Below are 24,874 nucleotides of genomic sequence, written 5' to 3'. Positions count from 1 at the left end.
TCACATTTTTTACAAAGTTAAGCTTTGTATTTACGTGAAAAGAATTATTTAAGATTGTCTTTTCCTACTGAGACACTGATTAACTGATACCCGTTTTCAGTTCTTAAAAACTCAAAATGATCTTGTTTTTCATTTTTATTAGAGATCACAATATTTTTTACAGGATATTTCCAGTCTTTAGATTGATTGCAATTATTGAAATATTCTTCAAATTCTTTTCCTTCATAAATAAATTGATTTAAACTTTCAGAAAAAACATTATAATCACAATTTTTAGTGTTCAGTTCTGCTAACTTAGCTTTTATAAGTTTATAATTTTTATTGATGAATGTAGCTTTTGATTCACTTATCCAGCCGTTTGGTTCTTTCCAGTAGGTAATTTTATTATAAGAGAATCTCAATAGATTGTCTTTTGAGAGATCAGTAATTATATTGTTTTTTAGCCAGGATTTAAATTCTTTATCGAAATTTATAAACGAATAATATTGTCCGTCAATAGCCGGAAAATTGTCTCTTATTTCATCCTTACTGGGTTCTTTTGATTTTTGCAGAGAATAAAAATTGATTTCGTCGTTATATCCAAAATTTTCTATTAAGATTTTATTACTAGTGTCAAGAAGATATTCTTTTCCGCCAGACCAATAAAAATGCCCGTCTCCGCCTGGATCCATTATTTTAACAGCGCCTTTTAATGCGATAATCATTCCGTTTCTTACTCGTGTAAGATCACTGTATTCAGCAGGAATCACAATTTTTCCTTCGCCATTAAACAAGCCCATTTTATCAGTTTTATAATCTTTAAAACGAATAAAACCCTCATTCTCGCAATCTGGGCCATTATCAAAAACGTACAAACTATCTCGGCCTGTGATTTTGCCTGATTTAGTTAGATAGTAACTTTTCCAGCTTTCATTTACTTCTTCTGAAACTACGATAATATCATCAAATTTATTGGCAGAAGTTAGTCCCATAAATTTGGGTTCTATTTTTACTTTACCGCTTTTGTCTTTAAAACCTATATGCGTGGTGTCTTTGTCCCAAAATGAAATCCAGGTATCTTTATTTTGTGCAAATAAAAAAGAGGTTGTAAAAAACAGTGTATAAAGAATGATACTTTTTTTCATGAGATTTATTTATCGAATATGAATTTCAACTTCATTGTTTTTGGCTTCATCAAAACAATCAGCACATAATATTTTAAAGTCAGCTTTGGTTTGAAAAACATCAGTCCATTCTTCACCATTGTCAAGAAGCCATTGTTCGCATTCTGCACACCAGGCAATTTGCGGAAGATCTTCTTCTGCTTCTGAATAAAAAAAGCCAACTTTTTCTTTTGGATCTATTGACATTGCAATATGAATACACGCAAAAGACATATCTTTTGAACCATGTTGTTCACATAAAACTTTTTCAATCATATTTTATTGTGGTGTATTTAGGGAGAAAGTGAATTTTCTTTCAAATATATTAAATGTAATCTGGAATTATATCTGAAATCAAAAAAAGAACCCCTATAAGTTTCTAAAAACTTATAGGGGTTAAATAGGTATTAGATTAGATAATCTATCCCGAAGTTTCGGGACTGAAATCTAAAAATTTATTAGTATCTGTAGTATTCTGGTTTGAAAGGACCTTCAACCGGAACACCAATATAAGCAGCCTGATCGTCACGTAAAGTTTCCAATTCAACTCCTAATTTAGCTAAGTGCAAAGCAGCAACTTTTTCATCTAAATGTTTTGGCAACATATAAACGTCATTGTTGTAAGCAGCGCTGTTTTTCCATAATTCGATTTGTGCCAAAGTTTGGTTTGTAAATGAGTTACTCATTACAAAACTTGGGTGACCTGTAGCGCAACCAAGGTTTACTAAACGACCTTCAGCAAGAATGATGATATCTTTTCCAGCGATAGTATATTTGTCAACTTGTGGTTTGATTTCGATTTTAGATGCACCGTGGTTTTTGTTCAACCATGCCATATCAATTTCGTTATCAAAGTGACCAATGTTACAAACAACAGTTTTATCTTTCATTTGCTCGAAGTGCTCTCCAAGAACAATATCTTTATTTCCTGTAGTTGTAATGATGATATCAGCATTAGTAATTACAGTGTTTAATTTTTTAACTTCGTAACCGTCCATTGCAGCTTGTAAAGCACAAATTGGGTCAATTTCAGTAACAGTTACAATAGATCCAGCACCTCTGAAAGAAGCAGCAGTTCCTTTTCCAACATCACCGTATCCACAAACGATTACTCTTTTTCCAGCTAACATTAAGTCAGTTGCACGACGTACAGCATCTACAGCAGATTCTTTACAACCGTATTTGTTATCAAATTTAGATTTAGTAACAGAGTCGTTAATGTTGATTGCAGGCATTGGTAAAGTTCCGGCTTTTACTCTTTCGTAAAGTCTGTGAACTCCAGTTGTAGTTTCTTCAGACAATCCTTTGATTCCAGGAACTAATTCAGGGAAACGGTCAATAACCATGTTAGTTAAATCTCCACCATCATCAAGAATCATGTTCAATGGTTTTCTGTCTTCACCAAAGAATAAAGTTTGCTCAATACACCAGTCAAATGATTGCTCATCAAGACCTTTCCAAGCATAAACCTGGATTCCTGCAGCAGCAATAGCAGCAGCAGCCTGATCCTGAGTAGAGAAAATGTTACAAGAAGACCAAGTAACTTCTGCACCAAGAGCGATTAAAGTTTCGATCAAAACTGCAGTCTGGATTGTCATGTGCAAACATCCGGCAATACGAGCACCTTTAAGAGGTTGTTCGTCTTTATATTCAGCACGAAGCGCCATTAAACCTGGCATTTCAGCTTCAGCTAATTCAATTTCTTTTCTTCCCCAAGCCGCTAGAGAGATGTCTTTTACTTTGAAAGCCACATAAGGCGTAGTTGTAGTACTCATTTATAGTGTATATTTGTATATTGTAAAATTTTTGCAAATTTACGGAATAGGTTTTTAATTTAGGCTACTTTCTGTCAGATTTGTGAAATGTTTAATTTCTTAATTTATAGAGTATTAGTTCAATAGTGGTTTTTAGAAGCTAATCCTGCTGTCCACTATATCTTTTGTGGTGGACCCACCACAAAAGGATGCCGTTTCCATCAGGGCTAAAAAGACCAGACGTTAAATAAGAAATTCAGTTTTTAAATCAGAAAAATAATTCATAACTTAAAACTCCTAATTCATAATTAAAAAAGCATGCCTTTATTTCAAACCATACAATTCAACGAAACTACCAAAATCTTAGTTTGGCAAATAACCGAATCTTTTGAGGAGTTATTGAGCAAGGTAGTTTTGAAAGAAAAAACACAACTTCGTCTAAACGGAATGAAGTCACAAATGCACCAGCGTGCTTTTTTGAGTGTTCGTATGTTGATACAGGAAATGGGTTTTACAGATCATGAATTGCATTATGACGAGTTTGGGAAACCTTACTTTGATTGTCATAATTATATTTCGATTACACATTCGCATGATTTTGCAGCAATTATAATTAGCGACGAAACGGTAGGAATCGACATGGAATTACAACGCGAAAAAATTCTTAGAATAGCCGATAAATTTGTCGATACAGAAAACAGTTATTTATCCAAAAACTCCGAAACTCAAAATGTAGCCGATTATATCAGGGAGCTTACCGTAATCTGGGGCGCAAAAGAAGCTATCTTTAAAATCAGAAACGAAAAAGGAATTAGCTTTAAAGATCACATTCGGATTGATGCTTTTTCTTTAGATGAAAATCAGACTACGGCCAGTCTTCATTTTAATGATTTGGTAATAGAATTTAATGTGCATTATGAAGAAATAAAATCGAGTACTTCCGGACAGGATTTTACATTGGTTTATGCTTTTGAGAAGTAAAGTTTAAATAAAATTCCAATCCCAGAATTTCGAAAGAAAAAATCCAAATTCCAAAAACCACGGCAATCTTGTCATTTCGACAGAGGAGAAATCTCCGCAAGAAGCTCGACAAAGATTGGATTCTTGTTACGGAGTTACTTGCGGAGATTTCTCGTTCCTCGCAAGGATATACAATATGTTTAATTAGCAGCTTCGGTCATCTTCTTACGATGTTCAAACATACTCATAAATAGAAACGTACTCATTTTTCTGGCACGACGTTTTAGCGTATCGGCATTTTCGCCTTCAAAATGTTCGTCTATAGTTTGAAACCAATGATTGAGCCAGATTCCAAATACTTCAGCTGTAATAATGCTTCCAAAATGAGCATCAACTTCATTGTGTACGGCATGTGGATTGCCTTTGTATTTTTTTACGGCAAACAAATTAGTTTCCCAAAAATCAGTCAGCTTTTCAAGATGTGTGTCCCAATCTTTGATCATCGTATTAAAATAAAAGCCGATCTCTTCATCGGCTCTTATTTTAGCATAAAACTGATGGACTAAAAAAGTAATATCAGCCCTGTTTTCTATTTGTTTTCTCATAATATAAAACTATTCAGAAATATAAGTAAAAGGCTTAAAAAAGCACTTAAAATAATAAGGTTAAAAACCACTTTATGTTTCATTTGAGCTAAAATTGAAGTGTTGGCAAAAACACAAGCCAAAACAATAATTGCCAATTGAATCATTTGTCCAATAGAGGTTCCGTGAGAAAGAATATACATTGCAGCTGCACCTCCTAAACAGCTTTGACCAATTACAGCCATTGCTGCAGAACCCATATAATTTTTATTGAAATTTTCGAATGTTGTTTGATAAAGTGTCATAATATTTGTTTTTAGAGTAACAAAGGTACAAGCACTTTAGAGCTCTAATTTATGATTAAAATCATAAAACAAGAACTTTTTTATCTGTATACTTTTCTGTTTATAATTTTCAAAATACCCTTTTTTTCTAAAGCTTTTATCGTTCTAATAACTGTTTCTACACGTAAACCGGTTAAATCTCCAATTTGCTGTCTTGTAAAATTAATGAGGTATCCGTTTTCATCTTTCTTAAAATTAAAATAAGCAATTCCGTGATCCATTAATTTCAAAACCCTATGTTCAGGTTCCTGCGTAGACATTTCTGCTGCCATAACTGATTTGTAATATAAACGCTGTGCTAAATTTTCGATTATTTTAATACTCACAGCTGGATTTTCTTCCAGTAATTTCATGAAATTATTTTTGGTCAGTAAAAGAATTTCAGAGTCATCGACAGCAATTGCATTAGCAGGATAATTTTGATTTAAAAATAAAGGAGGTTCTCCAAAAGATTGATCTTTATAGAAAATACCCTGAATAAATTCGCGTCCATCATCATTGTAATTACTCATTTTTACTTCACCGGAAATAACCTGGTAATAATGTGATGGTAAATTTCCTTCTTCAAAAATAATTTCATTTTTGCCGAAAGATTTTTTCAGAGCACCATATTTTTGCAGCAGATCAACTGTAATCATAATTCTGTTTTAGCTATATCACAAATATAATTCATTCAAAATAGTTCTTCTACATTAAAAAACTTTTACTTTTACGCCCGTTATGAGACAAAAAATACCCAATATACACGAACAAATTCTGGAAGCTAAAGACAATGGTCAAAAATTACTAGCCATACTTTTGGATCCTGATAAAATTGTTTGGGAAAATTTAGATCATTTATTGCTTAAAATAAGTCAATCTCCTGCAACACATGTTTTTGTGGGAGGAAGTATTGTAGAGTCTACGATCATTGAAGAATTAATTGACGCACTAAAACAAAAAACAAATTTGCCTATTGTAATATTTCCCGGCAATCCGTCACAAATTTCGGCTCAGGCTGATGCTATTTTATTCTTGTCTTTATTATCCGGACGAAATCCGGATTATTTAATAGAATATCAGGTTCAGGCAGCACCAATTCTTAAAAAAACAAATCTTGAGGTAATTTCAACTGGTTATATCCTGATCGAAAGCGGTAATGAAACTGCCGTAGCACGTGTAAGTAAAACAAAACCTTTAAACAGGGAAAATTTTGATTTGGTTCTGGCCACTGCACAAGCAGGAGAAATGTTAGGTAATAAATTGATTTACTTAGAAGCAGGAAGCGGAGCCAAAAAAACAGTGCCGCTGGAAATGATAGGGCTAATTGCTCAAAATGTTAATATCCCTATTATTGTTGGAGGAGGAATTGTAGATTTGCACGGAATTCAAAATGCTTATAATGCTGGCGCAGATCTGGTTGTTATAGGAACTGCTTTTGAAAATGACAGTCATTTCTTTGAATCGTAAATAGAAAAACCCCAAAATAACCCGTCTGATGATAGAATTTTTTCTTGAAAGTTACAAAAATGCTCCTTTATGGCATATTGCTTTAGAGTTTCTGGTTTTTGTTTGTGGGATATTAAGCGTTTGGTTTGCTAAAAAAGAAAATATCTGGGTATATCCAACAGGATTGATTGCAACTTTAATTTCAGTCTATTTATTATATGTTGCCGGTTATATTGGAGATATGATTATTAACGGATATTTCTCTATAATGAGTATATATGGCTGGTATGTTTGGGCAAAAGGAGGAACTGTAGAAGATAATTTACCTATTACGAGAACAAATACTAACGAAAAAATAATTGGAGTTATACTATTTTTTGTAACCATTTTTGTAGTTTTCGGAATTTATAAGTATTTTGATTATGAGATCAAAAATGACAATTATGTCGATATGATTTCTTCAGGGATATTTTTTGCAGGAATGTGGTATATGGCCAGGAAAAAGATCGAAAACTGGACACTTTGGATCATTGGTGATATTATTGTTGTGCCCCTTTATGCTTATCGCGGTTTGGGAATGTTGTCACTTCAGTATTTAATTTTTACAATTTTGGCTATTTCAGCTTATTTAGAATGGAGAAAAATCTTAGACAGCAAAAAACAGCTATCATAAAAATTGCTTTATTTGGTCCTGAAAGTACAGGTAAAACCACATTAGCAAAACAACTTGCGGAATATTATGAAACCGAATGGGTTCCTGAATTTGCACGCGATTATTTGCAGAAAAAGTGGGAAGAAAATCAACATATTTGTGTTGCAGATGATATGTTGCCTATTGCTTACGGGCAAGTAGCTTTAGAAAATAAAAAGCTTTCATCAGCAAAAAAATATTTGTTTTCTGATACGAACTTAATGGTTACCAAAGTTTTTTCTGAGATGTATTATGGTTTCTCTGATCCGCTTTTAAACGAAGCTGCATTAGAACATGAATACGATTTGTTTTTTCTTACAGATATAGATGTGCCTTGGGAGAGAGATGATATACGAGATACTCCTGATGGCAGGGAAACTGTGTTTTCGGTTTTTAAACAAACTCTTATTGATGCTCAGAAGCCTTTTATCACACTTTCCGGAAATAAGGAAAGCCGTTTGGCAAAAGCGATTTCGATAATTGATAACTTATCGATTGCAAAACAGCATGGTATTTCATCAGCAGATTTTGTCCAGATTTATGATCATGGAATTTCTTTTGATAAAATTTTGAAACAGTTAGAAGTTTTTAAAAATGGAATTTTAAAAAGCAACCTAATTAGTCCGGCTACAATTAATAATGGTATTTTAAGCTTGTCAGAAGCTGAATTTGAAGAAAAAGCGCATTATTTTGATCTCCAAAAAGAAAAATTTAAATTAAAGAAGTTTGTTCCTGCCTCAGGCGCAGCAAGTAGAATGTTTAAGTTTTTGAGTGCCTTTTTGAATGATTTCGATATCCAAAAAGAAACTATAAATGCTTATATCAATAGAAAAAAAGACAGCAATTTGTCTATTTTTATTGTCGCAATGGATAAATTTCCTTTTTTCGAGGCATTAGACAATAAGCTTAGAGAGATTTATCCTGAGTTTGAAACTTTAGACAGAGATTATAAAAACTATTATTTTATAAAAACATTACTGGCTTCGGATTATTTTGATTTTGCAAATAAGCCAAAAGCTGTTTTACCATTTCATCAATATAAAACTCACATCGCAAATCCCATAGAAGAGCATTTGAACGAATGTGTGCATTATGCGACGGCAAATAAAATATCAAATTTACATTTTACTGTTTCTGAAACACATCAGAATTTGTTTGAAAATGAAGTTGAGATTCTTAAAGGTAAAGTTGAGGATGTTTCCGGAGTTAAAATAGATATTGGTTATTCTTACCAGCATAAAAGCACGGATTCTATTTGTGTAGACGCAAGAAATATTCCTGTCAGGGATATAGAAAATAAGTTGGTTTTTAGACCTGGCGGACATGGAGCGCTTATAGAAAATTTAAATAAACTCGATTCAGATATTATTTTTATAAAAAATATAGACAATGTAATTCAAAATCATATCGATAAAATTTCATTGTATAAAAAAGCTCTGGCTGGTGTTTTGATTGAAGTGCAGCAAAAAGTTTTTGGATATTTAAATGCAATCGAAAAGCAAGAGATAAAAGATAAAGATATAGAAGAAATAGTTGCATTTTTATTGCAAAGGTTAAATGTTGAATTAAATAGTGATTTTAATAAATTTACTTTTGAAAATAAGATCAGTAAAATCAAAGATTTATTAAACAGGCCAATTCGAGTATGCGGAATGGTTAAAAATGAAGGAGAACCGGGAGGAGGACCATTTTGGGTAATGAATGACAGAGGATCTGTTTCTTTACAAATTGTAGAAACTTCACAAGTAGATCTGACAAATAAAAAACAACAGCAAATTCTAACCGAAGCAACTCATTTTAATCCCGTTGATTTAATTTGCGGGATCAGAAACTATAAAAACGAAAAATTTAATTTATTACAATTTGTAGATCACAAAGCAGGTTTTATTGTAGAGAAAAGTGTAGAAGGAAAAATAGTTAAAAGCTATGAATTGCCAGGATTATGGAATGGTGCAATGGCAAATTGGCTAACTATTTTTGTTGCAGTTCCTTTAATTACTTTTAATCCGGTAAAAACGGTAAATGATTTATTAAAACCTGCTCATCAGCCTCAATAATGGATATAGAAAAAATCATATCAGAGTTAAGTTTTAAAGCGGTAAGAAGTAGTGGTGCAGGCGGACAAAATGTAAACAAAGTATCTTCAAAAGTAGTGCTTACTTTTGATACAAATGCTTCTCAGGGCTTATCTGAAGAAGAAAAATTGCTTCTCCAAACTAATATTGCATCACGTTTGACATCTGAAAATATCCTTATTTTAAATTGTGATGAAGACAGAAGTCAGCTTAAAAACAAGGATATTGTCATTAAACGTTTTTTAGAAATTATTAAAAAAGGACTGTTTGTTCCTAAAATTCGGAAGGCAACGAAAATTCCAAAATCGGTGATTAAAAAGCGTATTAAAGACAAAAAGAATATCTCTGAAATCAAACAATCCCGCAGAAAACCAAATTTAGATTAAGAAACATTTTTTGATTTTGAATTAATTAAAAATCTACTTGTCAAACAATCTAAATATCTAAAAATCTTTCCTAAATTTGCCCTGTCTCAAAGGGGTGCTCTAAATAACGAGCTGAGATCATACCCAAAGAACCTGAGCGAGTAATGTCGCTAAGGGAAAAAACGACAATTTTAGCGTGCACACTATATTTTGTCGTGAAACATTTATTAATATTTAACAAAAGAATAATTCCCCCTTTTATTCGTAATTTTTTACGGATGAAAACTATTTTTAAAAGTACTGAGGTACTAAATTACAAAGCTTTTAAGGTTCAAAACCGAAGCAGAATTAAACCTATTTTCTTAATTCTGTTTTCTTTACTCTATTCTCTTTCCTCTATTGCACAAGAACAAGATTCTACAAAAGTCAACAAACTTGACGATGTGTTGGTTTCCGCAGTTCGTGTTACTACAAAAACACCTGTTAGCTTTAGTAATCTGGATAAAAAGGATATCAAATATAGAAATCTGGGTCAGGATATTCCAATTCTTATGAACTATTTGCCGTCAGTTGTTACAACATCAGATGCTGGAAATGGTTTTGGATATACAGGAATCAGAGTTCGTGGTAGCGATGCAACGAGGGTTAATGTCACTATAAACGGAATTCCTTATAATGATGCTGAAAGTCAGGGAACTTTCTGGGTAAATATGCCTGATTTTGCTTCTTCTGTAGAGAGTTTGCAATTACAAAGAGGAGTAGGAACGTCGACTAATGGTTCTTCAGCTTTTGGGGCCAGTTTAAACATGCTTACAGATAATTATGCAACTAAAGCTACCGGAGAAGTTTCAAGTTCATACGGAAGTTTTAATTCGAATAAGAACACCGTAAAATTTAGTACCGGCTTGTTAAATGATCATTTTGAACTTGCAGGGCGTTTGTCTTCGCTTAAATCCGATGGTTATATAGACAGGGCAAGTTCTGATTTAAAATCATATTTCCTGCAAGGGACTTATGTGGGTAAAACAACTTTGATAAAAGCGCTGGTTTTTGGCGGAACAGAGAAAACATATCAATCCTGGAACGGAATTGATGCTGAAACACTAGTTAACAACAGAACTTATAATTCAGCAGGACAATATACTGATGAAGCCGGAAATACACGTTATTATGACAATGAGACGGATAATTACAAACAAGATCATTATCAGTTGCACTGGAGTGAATCATTTTCTGATAAGTGGAGCAGCAATTTAGCGATTCACTATACTAAAGGAAAAGGATATTACGAAAATTATAAAGAAGATGCTGATATGGCTGATTATAATTTACAGCCGGTTGGTACAATAACCACAACAGATTTAGTGCGTCAGAAATGGTTGGATAATGATTTTTACGGAACTACTTTTTCAGTAAAATACAAAGAAGAAAAACTGGATGTTATCTTAGGCGGTGGCTGGAATAAATATGAAGGAGATCATTTTGGAAAAGTAATCTGGGCCAGATATGCTTCTCAATCAGAACCAGGAGATCATTACTATGATGATTCATCTACTAAAACAGATGGAAATATTTTTGCAAAAGCCAATTATCAGTTCACCGAAAAGTTGAGTTTTTATGGTGATTTGCAGTATAGAAATGTAAAATATAAAGCCAATAGTAACGAAACAGGATTAGTAGATGATAATTTTAACTTCTTTAATCCAAAAGCAGGTTTAAACTATGAAATCAATGGCAGCAATACCCTTTATTTTTCTTACGCCAGAGCCAATCGCGAACCTAACAGAACGGATTATGAAGGTGGAAATGTAAAGCCGGAAAAATTAAATGATTTCGAATTAGGATGGAGATTCAATTCAGAGAAATTTCAATTGAATTCGAATGTATATTATATGGCATATAAAGACCAGTTGATCTTAACGGGAACACTTGATGATGTTGGTGCTCCAATTCGTGCAAATACCGAGAAAAGTTACCGTCTGGGATTTGAAGTCGATGCTACAATTAAACTTTCAGAGAAATTTATTCTTAGGCCAAACTTTACATTAAGCAGCAATAAAAATCTTGATTTAGCAGTTGAAGGAGCATATTACGGAACAACAAATATTGCGTATTCGCCAAATGTTATTGCAGGAAATATTATTGTTTATAGCCCTGTTCAGAGTTTACATATTTCGTTATTACAAAAATATGTGGGAGAACAATACATGAACAATATAGAATTGCCAGCAGCAAAATTGGCGGATTATTTTGTAAATGATTTGAATATCTCTTATGAAATAAAACCAAAATCAATCTTTAAATCAATTATGATTACTGGTTTGGTAAATAATGTTTTAGATAAAAAGTATGTTTCAAACGGATATATGTATGATGTTTATCCGTACTATTATCCTCAGTCAGGAATAAATTTCCTGGCAGGATTAACACTAAAATTCTAAAATAGTAAAATATTAAAAAAGCCTGAAAATATAAACTTTCAGGCTTTTTTAATTTTAATTATATACGTGAATTACTGTTCCTATAACTTCAACCCTATATTGTTTTAACGGATATTCTTTTCCGCCAAGTCCCGTAAACAAGCTATATTCTGACTTATCACAAGAGCAAACCGCATTTATACCATCAAGTGTCATAGCAGTACACGAGGTTAAAGCCTGATTAGGACATGCTGCATCAAATGCATTATAACCACTTCCTGCATTAAAAATGATAACTCCTTTTGCACCATAATTAGGGACAATGATACCGTTGCTTACAAATTTAAGATTTGAATAAGCAGGCAAATTCATATCAATTGATAAGTTAACTGCATAACTTGGTATGTAAGGATTTTTATTGCTGACGCTATTGTCACTGCAAGAAAAAAGTATAGAAACAAATACGATTAAGAGCCAGAATTTTTTCATTATTTTAATAAGAATTAGTGAAACAAAAATAATTTATTTAGATTTGATTTTTATATGATTAACATATAATTATGTACTATTAAAAATAATAGTATATTTGTAATACAAAATCCCGTTCCGATGGGATTTTTTGTATTTATATAAACGACGAAGTTATGAGTAAAGTATCTTATTATACAGCAGAAGGATTAAAAAAATTAAAAGATGAGTTGGAGCATTTAAAAAGTGTAATGCGTCCAAAGGCATCTCAAGATATAGCAGAAGCAAGAGACAAAGGTGATTTATCTGAAAACGCCGAATATGATGCAGCAAAAGAGGCACAAGGATTATTGGAAATGAGGATTGCCAAACTTGAAGAAGTGTACTCTAATGCAAGATTAATAGACGAATCACAACTGGATGTTTCAAAAGCATTGGTGCTTTCTAATGTAAAAATCAAGAACCAAGGCAATGGAATGGAAATGACCTATACACTTGTTGCTGAAAGTGAAGCAGATCTAAAAACAGGGAAAATATCCGTAACATCTCCTATTGGAAAAGGTTTACTGGGGAAATCTGTTGGAGAAGTAGCAGAAATTACAGTTCCAAACGGAGTTTTGAAATTTGAAATTCTTGAAATTACAAGAGACTAATTTTTAAAGTTTAACTGTTTAATCGTTAAATCGGTTAAACAATTAATAAAATAAACGAATAAACAATGTCATCAATATTTACCAAAATAGTAAACGGAGAAATTCCTGCATACAAAATCGCTGAAGACGACAATTATTTGGCTTTTTTAGATGTAAATCCAAATGCTAAAGGACACACGCTTTGTATTCCTAAACAAGAAATCGATAAGATTTTTGATATGGATGATGAACTGTATTTAGGATTAATGAAGTTTTCTAAAAAAATTGCAATTGCTTTAGAAAAAACCGTTCCTTGCAAAAGGGTTGGTATTGCAGTTGTAGGATTAGAAGTTCCTCATGCACACGTTCATTTAATTCCATTAAACCATATGGATGAAATGCGTTTTCATGATAAAGTGTCACTTTATAAAGAAGAATTTGAAACTTTGGCTAAAAGTATTCAGGCAAATTTGTAAAACCTAATGTCAGGCTAAACGAAGTCGAAGTCCCGACAAAAACATAGAAAAGTGTAGTAAAGTAATTTTTGCTACACTTTTTTATTTAGAGAAATTTGAAATGTAGTTCCTTTTCCAATTTCAGAATGAAGGACCTTTATTTTCCCACTATGATATTCTTCAACTATACGTTTGGTTAAAGAAAGCCCCAATCCCCAACCGCGTTTTTTTGTAGTAAACCCCGGTTCGAATATCGTTTTAAATTGTTTTTTAGAAATTCCGGTTCCGGAATCTTTCACGTTTATTTTTACATGATGAGTATCTTGTTCAATTTGAAGATCCAGAAATCCTTTGCCTTTCATGGCATCAATTGCATTTTTTATTAAATTCTCAATCGTCCAGCTGTGTAATGTTGGGTTTATCATAGCCAGAATAGGCTCTTTTGGAGCATGATATGAAAAAGCAACCTGCTTAGAAAAACGGGATTGTAGATACTCGTAAGTATGTAAAGTTGTTGCAACAATGTCTATTTCCTCTAAAATCGGAACCGAGCCAATTTTAGAAAAACGATCTGTAATAGTTTGTAATCGTTCAATATCTTTTTCTATTTCTATAGTTATTGATGGATCAATTTCTTCTGTTTTTAATATTTCGACCCAACCAATTAATGAAGATAAAGGAGTACCAATTTGATGCGCTGTCTCTTTTGCCATTCCTGCCCAAAGTTTATTTTGAGTAGCCATTTTTGTGCTTTTGTAGAAGTTATAAATTAAAGCACCAAACAAAAAGATGATTAATAATAAAGCAACGGGATAGTATTTAAGTTTATTAAGCAACGCAGAGTTTCCGTAATATACTTCCTGATGTTTTCCAGGCGCATATTCGATAATAATAGGCTCATTTTCGTTTTTTAAATTATTTAGATACGACATTGATTTCTTCTTGTCTGCCAGAACCTCTTCAGGAACATTTACAGAACTGATCACTTTGTCATACATTGTGAGCATAACCGGAACAGAGGTGTTATTGTTTAAAATATTAAGCGGTAAATCTAGATCTGTATTTTCATCAGCATTAACCAATGTTTTTTGTGCATTTGCCCAAAGGTTCATTTTTAACCGTTCTTCATTTTTGAAAATTTGAAAAAACGTATAAGTATTCCAAAGAATCAGCGAAATGATTAAAAAGGAGATAAAAATAATGATCCAACGAGTTGTATTTCTACTTTCAGAAAAGCGCATAAACTAATTTTTGAGGTATAAATATAACGAAATAAACACATTTAATATTTTGTGGGACTTTAAAAGATTTTTTTGTTTTTAAGTCCTAAACTATTTCTTTGGCAAAAACGATTTCTATACTTTTGTACTTGCCGAAATGAGATTCGGTTAAAACGAAAATTCTATGATTAGCATCGATCCTAAAGAAATTACTACGGCAAAATTACAAGGTTATCTGCAAAGTGCTGTCGGACCAAGACCCATTGCATTTGCCAGTACGATTAGTGCAAAAGGAATCCCGAATTTGTCTCCTTTTAGTTTCTTTAATGTGTTCAGTGCCAATCCGCCAATTTTGGTTTTCTCACCTGCTCGTCGTGTTCGTGACAATACTGTAAAACATACCTTAATCAATGCAGAAGCAACACGTGAAGTAGTGATTAATGTCGTAAATTATGACTTGGTACAACAAACATCATTAGCAAGTACTGAATATGGTGATGGTGTAAATGAATTTATAAAAGCAGGGTTAACACAAATTCCGTCAGATTTTGTAAAACCATATCGTGTAAAAGAGTCTCCCGTGCAGTTTGAGTGCAAAGTCACACAAATTATTCCGTTAGGAGATCAGGGCGGAGCAGGAAATTTGATTCTTTGCGAAGTAGTAAAAATTCATATCCATGAATCTGTTTTAGATGAAGACGGAGCCATTGATCAGCATAAAATTGACCTGGTTTCGAGATTAGGAAGTAATTGGTATTCAAGATCTAATCAAGGATTGTTTGAAGTGCCAAAACCCTTGACAACATTGGGAGTTGGAGTTGATGTTATACCAAATTACATCAAGGAAAGCCCCGTTTTTAACGGAAACGATCTTGGCAAATTAGGTAATATTGAATCCTTGCCTACAACGGAAGAAGTTAGTATATTTGTGAAAGAAAACTTTTCCGTAAAAGGAGTGCTCAGCTCAGATGATCAGGAAAAAGTACATTTAGAAGCTAAAAAATATCTTAACAATGATGATATTTCATCCGCATGGAAAGTGCTTTTAGCAAAAAAATAAAGAAAAGAAACAATAATTAATATAGAAGAAGATGGAAGTTACAGGAAAAGTAAAAGTGGTTAACCCAGAGCAACAAGTTAGTGCTGCATTCAAAAAAAGAGAGTTGGTTGTTACCACAGATGAGCAGTATCCACAGCATATTTTGATCGAATTTACGCAAGATAAATGTGATTTATTAAGTAGCTACAAACAAGGTGAGGCAGTAAAAGTTTCTATCAATTTAAGAGGAAGAGAATGGGTTAATCCACAAGGAGAAACCAGATATTTCAATAGTATTCAAGGTTGGAGAATTGAAAGATTAGCACCTGAAGGTCCTGGACAAACTCCTCCTATGCCTGCTGCAGAAGCTTTTGCACCAGCAACTAATTTAAACGAAGACGAACCAGACGATTTACCGTTCTAATAAGTTTAAGTCTCAAAAATAAATTCCAAATTCCAATTCATAAAATATGCAATTGGGGTTTGGAATTTTGTTTTTTGATCGTTTCTTTATAATTATTGCAATTAAAAAAAATGTATTATATAATCAAAGATTTATTTTTTCCTCCAGTTTCAGAAGCCGATGAAGAAGGAATTCTTGCTATTGGTGGGGATTTAGATACAGAGCGATTAAAACTGGCTTACAAAAGCGGAATTTTTCCTTGGTTTAACGAGGGTGATCCCATTCTCTGGTGGTCACCGGATCCAAGAATGGTTTTGTTTTTAGATGAATTGATTGTATCGAAAAGTATGCGAAATATTTTGAATCGAAATCAGTTTAAAGTTACGTTTAATCAAAACTTTAGAGATGTAATTTCTAATTGCCAAAACATAAAACGTGAAGGTCAGGACGGAACATGGATTTCAAACGAAATGATCGATGCATATTGCAAACTCAATGAGCAGGGAATTGCAAAATCTGTTGAGGTTTGGCAAGATGAGGTTTTGGTTGGAGGTTTATATGGTATTGATTTAGGACATGTTTTTTGTGGAGAAAGTATGTTCTCGAAAGTATCAAATGCATCAAAAACAGCTTTCATTGCTTTGGTGAATTATTTAAAAAAAGAAAATTATAAACTTTTGGATTGTCAGGTTTACAACCCACATTTAGAAAGTTTAGGCTGCCGCGAAATTGATCGTGAAGAATTTATGTCGATATTAAAAACAAAACAACAATGAGCGCAATTTATAGTGTAAAAGAAATTTATATCTATCCAATAAAAAGTCTAGCCGGAATTAGTTGTGAGAAAGCCTTCGCAGAAGAAATGGGCTTCGAAAATGACCGAAGATGGATGTTGATTGATGATGAAAATCAAATGATCACACAGAGAGAACATAGAATTATGAGCCAGTTTTATCCGCAGATTTCAGATGGAAAAATTGCTATTACTTTCGAAAATCAAAAACATGAATTTTCTATTGATGAACATTTAGATGATTCTTTAAAAGTTGATGTTTGGGATGATATAAGTGAAGTTGTTGAGGTAAATCAAGCCACTTCAAAATGGTTTAGTGATTGCTTGGGATTCAAATGCAAACTCGTTAAAATCATTAGAATTGGAGACCGCAAACATGAAAGTTCTAAATCAAAAGAAGTCTTCAATGTAAGTCTGGCTGACGGCTACCCATATCTATTCGTGGGAACTAAAAGTATAGATTTTCTAAATGAAAAATTAGAAGATAAAATTACTGTTTTGAGCTTCCGTCCCAATATTGTCATAACCAGTCAGAGTCCTCATGAAGAAGATGACTTTACCACTTTTAAGATTGGTGAAGTACAATTTAAGAACATCAAACCTTGCGGAAGATGCATTATGGTGAATAATGATCCTAAAAACGGAAAATTAAAAAAAGAACCTTTAAAAACTCTAAGTAAATATCGGGTAGTAGACAACTCTGTTTTATTTGGGACGAATGCTGTAAGTTTAAATTCGGGAATTATTACAGTTGGAGATGAGGTTGTTTTTTAGAAATTCAGTTTTGTAAAATTCCAATCCAGCATATTAAAAAGTACGAGTTCGTTTTTTAAAGTTGGTAATTCCAAAATTAATTTTAGCGTTTCATGTGCCATCATTGTACCAATAATTCCCGGTACACTTCCTAAAACTCCATTCAAATTACAATTTGGAACCTCTTTTGGGTCTGGCATTTCCGGAAATAAATCACGTAAATTTTTACTTCCGTTATGATTAAAAACAGCAAGCTGGCCTTCAAATCTAAGAATGCTCCCATATACCAATGTTTTTTGTAAAGCAACACAAGTATCATTTACCAAATAACGTGTTGTAAAATTATCTGAACCATCGACTATAATATCATATTGCTGAATGATTTGAGATGCATTTTGAATTGTTAGTTTTTCTGAAATTGCAATTACTTTAATTAACGGATTTAGTTTTGAAATTACTTCTTGGGCAACAATAACTTTTTCCTGATCAATTTCATTTTCAGTATATAAAATCTGTCGGTGCAAATTGTGAATTTCAATTATATCGAAATCCATAATTCCAATAAAACCAACTCCTGCCGTGGCAATATATTGTAAAATTGGGCAACCTAAACCGCCGGCACCAATAACTAAAACCTTTGCTTTTTTTAGTTTTTCCTGACCTTCGTCACCAATTTCGGGTAAAATAGTTTGTCTGTTATAGCGGAGAAATTCTTGTATAATGCTCATAATTTAAGTCTTAAAGTTAGAAAGTCGATAATGAAAGTTAGAATTGAAGTAAAAATATTTTACTTTAAGACTTCAATACTTTTCTCTTTATGACTATAAATTTTATCCCAATCTTTCCAGACAGGTTCATAGCCAGAGTTCGTTATAATTTGAGCAATTTCTTTTGCTGAACGTTCGTCGCTAATTTCAAATTGTTCTAAAGATTGTGGATCAACTACATAACCACCCGGATTTGTTTTAGATCCGGCGCTCATGCTTGTAACTCCGATTGGGATAATATTGTTTCTGAATTTTTCATTTTCCCGTGTCGAAATTGAGATTTCAAGATCTTCATTCCACAAACGATACGCACAAATAAGTTGCGTCAAATCTTTATCATCCATAATAAAATTCGGTTCGATAATTCCTTCGGCGGGACGTAATCTCGGAAAAGAAACCGAATATTTAGTTTGCCAATATTTCTTCTGAAGATAATCCAGATGTAAAGCATTAAAAAAACTATCCGTTCGCCAATCTTCCAAACCTAATAAAACCCCTAATCCTATTTTATGCATTCCGGCGGTTCCAATTCGGTCAGGCGTTTCCAGTCTATAATCAAAATTTGATTTTTTGCCTTTGGTGTGGTATTTTTTATATACCTCCTGATGATACGTTTCCTGATATACCAAAACAGAATATACACCTGCTTCATGTAAACGTTCATAATCTTCGGTAGAAAGTGGCTGGACTTCAACCGAAATAATCGAGAACTCTTTTCGAATTAAAGCAATTGCATTTAAAAAATAAGTAATATTTACCGTATAATTTGCTTCTCCGGTAACTAATAGAACATGATCGAAACCAAGGTTTTTTAAAGCTTCGACTTCTAATTTAATCTCGGTATCTGAAAGTGTTTTTCTTTTTATTTTGTTGTCTAAACTAAAGCCGCAATACGTACAGATGTTCTGGCATTCGTTACTTAAATAAAGCGGTGCATACATTTGGATCGTTTTCCCAAAACGTTTCTTGGTAATATCATGGCATTCCTGCGCCATTTGCTCCAGATAATTTTGCGCAATAGGAGAAATCAAAACTAAAAAATCATCAAGATTACGTTTGGTTTTAGATAAAGCGCATTCTACATCTTTTGATGTAGTTTGGTATATTTTAGATTGAATAGAATCCCAGTTATATAGTTCAAAAACTGATTTAAATGTTTTCATTGGATTGTGTTTCGTTTCACGCAGATTAAAAAAGATTTAAGCAGATTATATTTTATTTACTACTCGATGTATATTATCCAGAATATTTATACAATTGAAATTGACTAATAATCCCAGTTTTTTATTTGTTAATTTTAAATAAGTATTTAATTGTTTAAAGTGAATGGATTTCAATTCATCAACAGATTTTAATTCAACAATTACTTTGTTTTCAACTAATAGATCTAACCGAAAAGTGATATCCAAATCTACATTATCATATTTAACTGGTAAGTTAATTTGTTTGATGGTATTTAATCCATTCTTATTTAATTGGTAATGTAATGCACTTTCGTAAACTGATTCTAATAGTCCAGGACCTAAAGTATTGTATACCGTAAATATTGCACCTCTTACTTTATATGAAATTTCATTTTCTGACATGATGTTAGCTTTAATTTAAAATCAAATATAATGAAATTTCCTACTTTTATGTTTTTGTCCCGCAGATTTGGCAGATTGAGCAGATCTATTCGAATAAAATATGTAAAAAAAAATCTGCTCAATCTGCCAAATCTGCGAGAGATAAAGAATTACTCATATAAAAAAGATGTCAAAGGACTAGAAGCTACAGCATAATTTTGTTGGTTTGCGATTTTAGCTTCAAAAGCTTTTCTGCCTGCAATAACTGCATCTTTAAAAGCTTCGGCCATTAATTTTGGATTTCCGGCTACAGCAATTGCGGTATTTACCAAAACTGCATCAGCACCAATTTCCATAGCTTTTGCAGCGTCTGATGGAGCGCCAATTCCGGCATCTACAATTACAGGAACGCTACTTTGTTCGATAATAATTTCCAGAAAATCTATTGTTCTCAGACCTTTATTACTTCCAATTGGAGATCCTAAAGGCATAACGGCTGAAGTTCCTGCATTTTCTAAATGTTTGCACAAAACTGGATCTGCATGAATATAAGGCAAAACGAAGAAGCCAAGTTTAGCCAATTCTTCTGTTGCTTTTAAAGTTTCTATGGGATCCGGCATTAAGTATTTAGGATCTGGATGAATTTCTAATTTCAACCAATTTGTTTCTAGAGCTTCTCTGGCCAACTGAGCAGCAAAAATTGCTTCTTTAGCATTTCTTGCTCCCGATGTATTGGGCAATAAATGAATATTAGGATGTTGTAAATGCGATAATATAGCATCCGTTTCTGTCTCTAAATCAATTCGTTTTAGTGCAACAGTCACTAATTCACTTTCTGAGGCTAAAATAGCTTCCTCCATTTCATGGTTCGAACCAAATTTCCCAGTACCTAAAAATAGTCGGGAAGTGAAGGTTTTGTCTCCAATTTTAAACAATGACGTTTGCATATAATTTTTCGTTTATTTGTTGAATTAATTTCTTCTTTTGATCACTATTTGTAATCATTCCTGAAACTGCAATACCATGAATTTCTGTTTCCATTAGCGGACTAATATCTTTTAAATTAATTCCTCCAATGGCATAAACGGGGATTTCAATTTTATTTTTTTTTATTTTTTGAAGAATTTCAAAATATCCTGATAATCCTAAAATAGGACTTAATTTCTCTTTTGTACTGGTAAACCTAAAGGGGCCTAATCCAATATAATTACAGCCGTTTTTTACGTGACTTTCAATGTCTTCAAAAGTATTGGCCGTTCCTCCGATAATTTTATTATTTCCTAGAATAGCGCGGGCTTCGTCTATTTTCATATCCGAAAGACCTAAATGCACTCCGTCTGCCAAGACTTGTTGCGCGAGATACAAGTTGTCATTTACAATAAAATTGGCGAGATATTCTTCGCATAAAAACTTTACAGCTTCGGCTAATGCAAAGGTATCTTTATCAGTTTGGTCTTTAAATCGCATTTGTATCCAGTCGCATCCTGCGTCTAAAGCCTGATGGATATTGTACAATTGTTCTTCTATTGTATTTCCTTGTGAGATGTATTGAAGTTTATGATACATAATGATATCCTATTAAAGTTGAAGTTGAACTCAGATATTTTTCAATATAAATTTTAGCATTTTTGCAAGCCTCTTTTTTAGTTTGGTTCAAAGACAGGTTTGCGGCAATTGCAGATGACAAAACGCAGCCCGAACCATGTTTCTCAAAACATTTTTTTCCTGAAGGCAATAAATCAATAATTTCATTTTTCACGAATAACCTGTCAGTTCCCAATTCAGAAAAATTATGCCCGCCTTTTAATAAAACAGAAGTTGGAATTTCATTTTGCAGCCAAATTTTATTGGTAGTGAAACCAGGAAATAAAATTTCTATTTCATTGTAATTTGGCGTGATTAAATCAATTTTTGATAAGATTTTATTTAAATTCAATTGATCTTCAATATTCATGAATTCGAATTTTGTAGTCGATTTTAGAACAGGATCCCAGACAATTAAAGTCGTTGGAGATAATAGTTTTATAGTCGAAAGAATTCGGTTTAAATAATGTAAAGAAGGTACAATTCCAATTTTTACCGTTTTGATAGCATACTTTTTAAATAAGGTTTCAATAGACCGAATTACAAAACTTAAATCTATCCATTGGATAGTATGAAATTCATTTTCAGTCTGAATGGTATTGGCGGTTATAATGGCAAATCCTGTAACCTGATGTTGCTCTAATGTTTTGATGTCGGCCAGAACACCTGCGCCTCCGGAAGGATCAAAACCGGCTATACTGAGCACGAACGGACGATTTTCTGACATAATTTGAATTGTTTTATTGGGTTTTCGTTCTTCCAGATACTTCCTAAAAGGGCTACATCGTCAAAGCCATTTTCAAATGTTTTTTTGATGTTTTCAGAATCAATTCCGCCTAAAGCGATCACTTTTGTTTTGTGATTTGTTCTCGATTTTAATGCTTCAAAAAGGTTTTCTTTTGGATGATAATCTGCCTTAGAAATACTTTTGTAAACAGGACTTAGAAATGCATAATCAAAATCATTTTCTACAGAATTGAAATCTTCAATAGAATGCGTTGACGTTGAGAATATCTTTTGATGCTTACGAATTGAAAAACTATTTTTTCTGTCTTGTTCTGAAAAATGAATTCGCTTTATTCCAAAATCTTCAACTAATTGATGATGATTGTGCAAAACCAAATTAGAACGATATTCAGGTTTTATTTGATGAATAAATTCCACCATTTCAATCTCAGAAAAATCAGGTTTCCGAATATGAAGCAAAGACAATCCTTCTTCAAATAAAGAATCAATAATGTTGATTTCATTTGCAATAGCAGAAGGATTTGTAATTACGATCATATTTTGTAAAATGTTTTTTGTAAAATGTGAAATGTAAAAGTGAAACGCATCTCACATTTTACAGAAAACACATCACTATATATAGATTTCTTTCCCTTGCTCGATAAACTCTTCTGATTTTTCCTGCATGCCTTTTTCAGCAGCTGCTACATCGCGTATTTCCTGAGATATTTTCATCGAGCAGAATTTTGGTCCACACATCGAACAGAAATGTGCCACTTTTGCACCGTCTGCAGGAAGGGTTTCGTCATGAAATTCTCTTGCGGTATCAGGATCTAATGACAAATTAAACTGATCTTCCCAACGAAATTCGAAACGAGCTTTACTTAAGGCATTATCTCTATATTGTGCTCCGGGATGACCTTTAGCCAAATCTGCGGCATGAGCAGAAATTTTATAAGTGATTACGCCATCTTTCACGTCTTTTTTGTTGGGTAATCCCAAGTGTTCTTTTGGTGTAACATAACACAACATTGCACAACCATACCAGCCAATCATTGCAGCTCCAATTGCCGATGTGATATGATCGTAACCTGGTGCAATATCTGTGGTTAAGGGACCAAGAGTGTAAAAAGGAGCTTCGCTGCAATGCTCTAATTGTTTGTCCATATTCTCTTTTATCATGTGCATTGGCACGTGACCCGGACCTTCAATGAAAACCTGAACATCATGTTTCCAGGCAATTTTTGTTAGTTCACCAAGTGTTTCTAATTCGGCAAATTGTGCAGCATCATTAGCATCAGCAATCGAACCCGGACGTAAACCATCACCCAAAGAAAAAGCAACATCATATTGTTTCATGATTTCGCAGATTTCCTCAAAATGAGTATATAAGAAGTTTTCTTTATGGTGAAATAAACACCATTTTGCCATGATCGATCCGCCGCGGGAAACGATTCCGGTAACACGATCCGCAGTTAAATGTATGTAACGTAACAAAACTCCTGCATGAATCGTAAAATACGAAACACCTTGTTCTGCCTGTTCGATTAATGTATCACGAAAAACTTCCCAGGTTAAATCTTCGGCTATTCCTTTTACTTTTTCTAAAGCCTGATAAATAGGAACGGTACCAATGGGAACCGGTGAATTACGAATAATCCATTCCCTGGTTTCGTGAATATTTTTACCGGTTGATAAATCCATAATCGTATCAGCTCCCCAACGGCAAGCCCAAACAGCTTTTTCTACTTCTTCTTCTATGCTTGAAGTCACGGCGCTATTACCAATATTAGCGTTTATTTTTACTAAAAAGTTACGCCCAACAATCATGGGTTCACTTTCAGGATGGTTGATGTTGTTAGGGATAATGGCTCTTCCGCAAGCTACTTCGCTACGAACAAATTCAGGAGTGATTTTGCTTTTTGGAGTATTTGCGCCAAAACTATGTCCGTCGTGTTGGCATCGCATAGCTTTGGTTTGCTCTTTTAAAAGTTCGATACGTTGGTTTTCACGAATGGCAATATATTCCATTTCTGGAGTTATTATACCTTGTTTGGCGTAATACAATTGGGTGACATTTGCACCTTTTTTGGCTCGTTTTGGCTGATGTAAATATTCGAAACGAAGATGATTAAGACTTTCATCTTTTAATCGGGTTTGTCCGTATTCAGATGAGATTTCGTTTAGAATTTCTACATCATTTCTGTTTAGAATCCATTCCTCTCTGAGTCTTGGTAAGCCTTTGCGAATATCAATTTCGATGTCTGGATCTGTATATGGTCCTGAAGTGTCGTAAATTGTTACGGATGGATTTTTTTCGATTCCGCCATTAGAAAGTTTGGTGTCGCTAAGTATTACTTCGCGCATGGCTACTTCTATAGGGTGAATTTCACCTTTTACATAGACTTTTTTGGAATTAGGAAAAGGAGTTCTGGAGATTTGTTCTTCTGTAGTCATAGCTTGTGAATTGTAAAGTGTGTGTTGTAAAATGGTTTTCCTTAGAGGCGCATAGCATTGCGTCTTTTTCAGTTGTTTCTTTTGTATGTTTTAATCTTGTTTTTGAAAGATAAATTTCTTGTTTCCGTTTCTGCCAGGGATAGAAGTGTAAAGCCCGTAAAGGAGAAAACCGTAAAAAATAAGGATTAGGAAAGCGACCAACGGAAGCTTTGCTAAGACTATATTTTTTTGGTTGACGACTGCGGACTT

At 33.2% G+C, this 24,874-nt stretch carries 28 protein-coding genes; 12 read left to right on the top strand and 16 right to left on the bottom strand.

What is annotated here, in order from left to right; genetic code table 11:
* Positions 1-44 precede the first annotated feature (44 nt).
* The 3 genes from RC62_RS15890 to ahcY all read right to left on the bottom strand — a co-directional run bounded on the left by RC62_RS15890 (position 45) and on the right by ahcY (position 2,917).
* Positions 45-1,124, bottom strand: a complete 1,080-nt coding sequence (locus RC62_RS15890) for a WG repeat-containing protein (RefSeq protein ID WP_055096964.1) — start codon at positions 1,122-1,124, stop codon at positions 45-47.
* A 9-nt stretch (positions 1,125-1,133) separates the two neighbouring features.
* Positions 1,134-1,418: a hypothetical protein gene (locus RC62_RS15885; RefSeq protein ID WP_055096962.1), complete on the bottom strand. Its 285-nt coding sequence runs from the start codon at positions 1,416-1,418 to the stop codon at positions 1,134-1,136.
* Between the two features lie 182 nt (positions 1,419-1,600).
* Positions 1,601-2,917: an adenosylhomocysteinase gene (gene ahcY / locus RC62_RS15880; RefSeq protein ID WP_055096960.1), complete on the bottom strand. Its 1,317-nt coding sequence runs from the start codon at positions 2,915-2,917 to the stop codon at positions 1,601-1,603.
* A 297-nt stretch (positions 2,918-3,214) separates the two neighbouring features.
* Here ahcY and RC62_RS15875 point away from each other — a divergent pair, with 297 nt between their 5' ends.
* Positions 3,215-3,877, top strand: a complete 663-nt coding sequence (locus RC62_RS15875; protein ID WP_055096958.1) for a 4'-phosphopantetheinyl transferase family protein — start codon at positions 3,215-3,217, stop codon at positions 3,875-3,877.
* Between the two features lie 179 nt (positions 3,878-4,056).
* On the opposite strand, the gene RC62_RS15870 is transcribed toward RC62_RS15875, so the two are convergent.
* The 3 genes from RC62_RS15870 to RC62_RS15860 form a co-directional block, all read right to left on the bottom strand.
* On the bottom strand, positions 4,057-4,461 hold the full coding sequence (locus tag RC62_RS15870) for a group III truncated hemoglobin (protein ID WP_055096956.1): 405 nt from the start codon (positions 4,459-4,461) through the stop codon (positions 4,057-4,059).
* Complete coding sequence (locus RC62_RS15865) at positions 4,458-4,745, bottom strand: hypothetical protein (protein ID WP_055096953.1); 288 nt, start codon at positions 4,743-4,745, stop codon at positions 4,458-4,460. The genes RC62_RS15870 and RC62_RS15865 overlap by 4 nt, the downstream gene beginning before the upstream one ends.
* Positions 4,746-4,825: 80 nt before the next feature.
* On the bottom strand, positions 4,826-5,422 hold the full coding sequence (locus RC62_RS15860; RefSeq protein ID WP_055096952.1) for a Crp/Fnr family transcriptional regulator: 597 nt from the start codon (positions 5,420-5,422) through the stop codon (positions 4,826-4,828).
* Between the two features lie 82 nt (positions 5,423-5,504).
* Between RC62_RS15860 and RC62_RS15855 the strand changes: the two genes are divergently transcribed.
* From RC62_RS15855 to RC62_RS15835, 5 genes are all read left to right on the top strand, one after another.
* On the top strand, positions 5,505-6,233 hold the full coding sequence (locus RC62_RS15855) for a geranylgeranylglyceryl/heptaprenylglyceryl phosphate synthase (protein WP_055096950.1): 729 nt from the start codon (positions 5,505-5,507) through the stop codon (positions 6,231-6,233).
* Positions 6,234-6,261: 28 nt separating this feature from the next.
* The gene (gene pnuC / locus RC62_RS15850; RefSeq protein WP_055096948.1) at positions 6,262-6,885 is read left to right on the top strand and encodes a nicotinamide riboside transporter PnuC; all 624 of its coding nucleotides are present in this window, start codon (positions 6,262-6,264) and stop codon (positions 6,883-6,885) included.
* Positions 6,846-8,960 (top strand): DUF4301 family protein, encoded by a 2,115-nt coding sequence (locus tag RC62_RS15845; protein WP_055096946.1) that lies wholly within the window; start codon positions 6,846-6,848, stop codon positions 8,958-8,960. The genes pnuC and RC62_RS15845 overlap by 40 nt, the downstream gene beginning before the upstream one ends.
* The gene (gene arfB / locus RC62_RS15840) at positions 8,960-9,364 is read left to right on the top strand and encodes an alternative ribosome rescue aminoacyl-tRNA hydrolase ArfB (RefSeq protein ID WP_055096944.1); all 405 of its coding nucleotides are present in this window, start codon (positions 8,960-8,962) and stop codon (positions 9,362-9,364) included. The genes RC62_RS15845 and arfB overlap by 1 nt, the downstream gene beginning before the upstream one ends.
* Positions 9,365-9,621: 257 nt before the next feature.
* Positions 9,622-11,784: a TonB-dependent receptor gene (locus RC62_RS15835; protein WP_055096941.1), complete on the top strand. Its 2,163-nt coding sequence runs from the start codon at positions 9,622-9,624 to the stop codon at positions 11,782-11,784.
* Positions 11,785-11,838: 54 nt separating this feature from the next.
* On the opposite strand, the gene RC62_RS15830 is transcribed toward RC62_RS15835, so the two are convergent.
* Positions 11,839-12,252 carry a Rieske (2Fe-2S) protein gene (locus RC62_RS15830; RefSeq protein ID WP_055096939.1) on the bottom strand — a complete coding sequence of 138 codons (414 nt, stop codon included), beginning with the start codon at positions 12,250-12,252 and terminating at the stop codon, positions 11,839-11,841.
* Between the two features lie 155 nt (positions 12,253-12,407).
* Between RC62_RS15830 and greA the strand changes: the two genes are divergently transcribed.
* Positions 12,408-12,884, top strand: coding sequence for a transcription elongation factor GreA (greA, locus tag RC62_RS15825; protein WP_055096937.1), 477 nt, complete (start codon positions 12,408-12,410; stop codon positions 12,882-12,884).
* A gap of 65 nt (positions 12,885-12,949) precedes the next feature.
* Positions 12,950-13,339, top strand: a complete 390-nt coding sequence (locus RC62_RS15820) for an HIT family protein (protein ID WP_055096935.1) — start codon at positions 12,950-12,952, stop codon at positions 13,337-13,339.
* A 71-nt stretch (positions 13,340-13,410) separates the two neighbouring features.
* Here RC62_RS15820 and RC62_RS15815 read toward each other — a convergent pair whose 3' ends face one another.
* Complete coding sequence (locus RC62_RS15815) at positions 13,411-14,559, bottom strand: sensor histidine kinase (RefSeq protein ID WP_055096933.1); 1,149 nt, start codon at positions 14,557-14,559, stop codon at positions 13,411-13,413.
* 163 nt (positions 14,560-14,722) lie between these two features.
* Here RC62_RS15815 and RC62_RS15810 point away from each other — a divergent pair, with 163 nt between their 5' ends.
* The 4 genes from RC62_RS15810 to RC62_RS15795 all read left to right on the top strand — a co-directional run bounded on the left by RC62_RS15810 (position 14,723) and on the right by RC62_RS15795 (position 17,547).
* The gene (locus RC62_RS15810; RefSeq protein WP_055096931.1) at positions 14,723-15,598 is read left to right on the top strand and encodes a flavin reductase family protein; all 876 of its coding nucleotides are present in this window, start codon (positions 14,723-14,725) and stop codon (positions 15,596-15,598) included.
* Between the two features lie 31 nt (positions 15,599-15,629).
* Complete coding sequence (locus tag RC62_RS15805) at positions 15,630-16,001, top strand: DUF3127 domain-containing protein (protein ID WP_017497965.1); 372 nt, start codon at positions 15,630-15,632, stop codon at positions 15,999-16,001.
* Positions 16,002-16,111: 110 nt separating this feature from the next.
* A complete protein-coding gene (gene aat, locus RC62_RS15800) occupies positions 16,112-16,756 on the top strand; it encodes a leucyl/phenylalanyl-tRNA--protein transferase (RefSeq protein ID WP_055096929.1) in 645 nt (214 codons plus the stop codon).
* Positions 16,753-17,547 carry an MOSC domain-containing protein gene (locus RC62_RS15795; RefSeq protein ID WP_055096927.1) on the top strand — a complete coding sequence of 265 codons (795 nt, stop codon included), beginning with the start codon at positions 16,753-16,755 and terminating at the stop codon, positions 17,545-17,547. Before aat ends, RC62_RS15795 begins: the two co-directional genes overlap by 4 nt.
* Here the strand turns inward: RC62_RS15795 and RC62_RS15790 are convergent.
* The 8 genes from RC62_RS15790 to thiC form a co-directional block, all read right to left on the bottom strand.
* Entirely contained in the window at positions 17,544-18,254 is a 711-nt protein-coding gene (locus RC62_RS15790; RefSeq protein WP_055096924.1) for a HesA/MoeB/ThiF family protein, read from the bottom strand. The genes RC62_RS15795 and RC62_RS15790 overlap by 4 nt on opposite strands.
* Positions 18,255-18,313: 59 nt before the next feature.
* Positions 18,314-19,456, bottom strand: a complete 1,143-nt coding sequence (gene thiH, locus RC62_RS15785; RefSeq protein ID WP_055096922.1) for a 2-iminoacetate synthase ThiH — start codon at positions 19,454-19,456, stop codon at positions 18,314-18,316.
* Between the two features lie 45 nt (positions 19,457-19,501).
* Positions 19,502-19,879 carry a GxxExxY protein gene (locus tag RC62_RS15780; protein WP_055096920.1) on the bottom strand — a complete coding sequence of 126 codons (378 nt, stop codon included), beginning with the start codon at positions 19,877-19,879 and terminating at the stop codon, positions 19,502-19,504.
* Between the two features lie 149 nt (positions 19,880-20,028).
* Positions 20,029-20,805 carry a thiazole synthase gene (locus tag RC62_RS15775; RefSeq protein WP_055096918.1) on the bottom strand — a complete coding sequence of 259 codons (777 nt, stop codon included), beginning with the start codon at positions 20,803-20,805 and terminating at the stop codon, positions 20,029-20,031.
* The gene (locus RC62_RS15770; RefSeq protein WP_055096916.1) at positions 20,786-21,424 is read right to left on the bottom strand and encodes a thiamine phosphate synthase; all 639 of its coding nucleotides are present in this window, start codon (positions 21,422-21,424) and stop codon (positions 20,786-20,788) included. The genes RC62_RS15775 and RC62_RS15770 overlap by 20 nt, the downstream gene beginning before the upstream one ends.
* Complete coding sequence (locus RC62_RS15765) at positions 21,414-22,169, bottom strand: hydroxymethylpyrimidine/phosphomethylpyrimidine kinase (protein WP_055096913.1); 756 nt, start codon at positions 22,167-22,169, stop codon at positions 21,414-21,416. The genes RC62_RS15770 and RC62_RS15765 overlap by 11 nt, the downstream gene beginning before the upstream one ends.
* Entirely contained in the window at positions 22,136-22,726 is a 591-nt protein-coding gene (locus RC62_RS15760; RefSeq protein WP_055096911.1) for a thiamine phosphate synthase, read from the bottom strand. The genes RC62_RS15765 and RC62_RS15760 overlap by 34 nt, the downstream gene beginning before the upstream one ends.
* A 75-nt stretch (positions 22,727-22,801) precedes the next feature.
* Positions 22,802-24,625, bottom strand: coding sequence for a phosphomethylpyrimidine synthase ThiC (gene thiC / locus RC62_RS15755; protein ID WP_055096909.1), 1,824 nt, complete (start codon positions 24,623-24,625; stop codon positions 22,802-22,804).
* Positions 24,626-24,874 lie beyond the last annotated feature (249 nt).

Source organism: Flavobacterium aquidurense (assembly GCF_001404985.1).
Classification (GTDB): domain Bacteria; phylum Bacteroidota; class Bacteroidia; order Flavobacteriales; family Flavobacteriaceae; genus Flavobacterium; species Flavobacterium aquidurense_B.
Note: the sequence above shows the minus strand (reverse complement) of the source record. Positions and strands in the feature narration are given on the sequence as shown.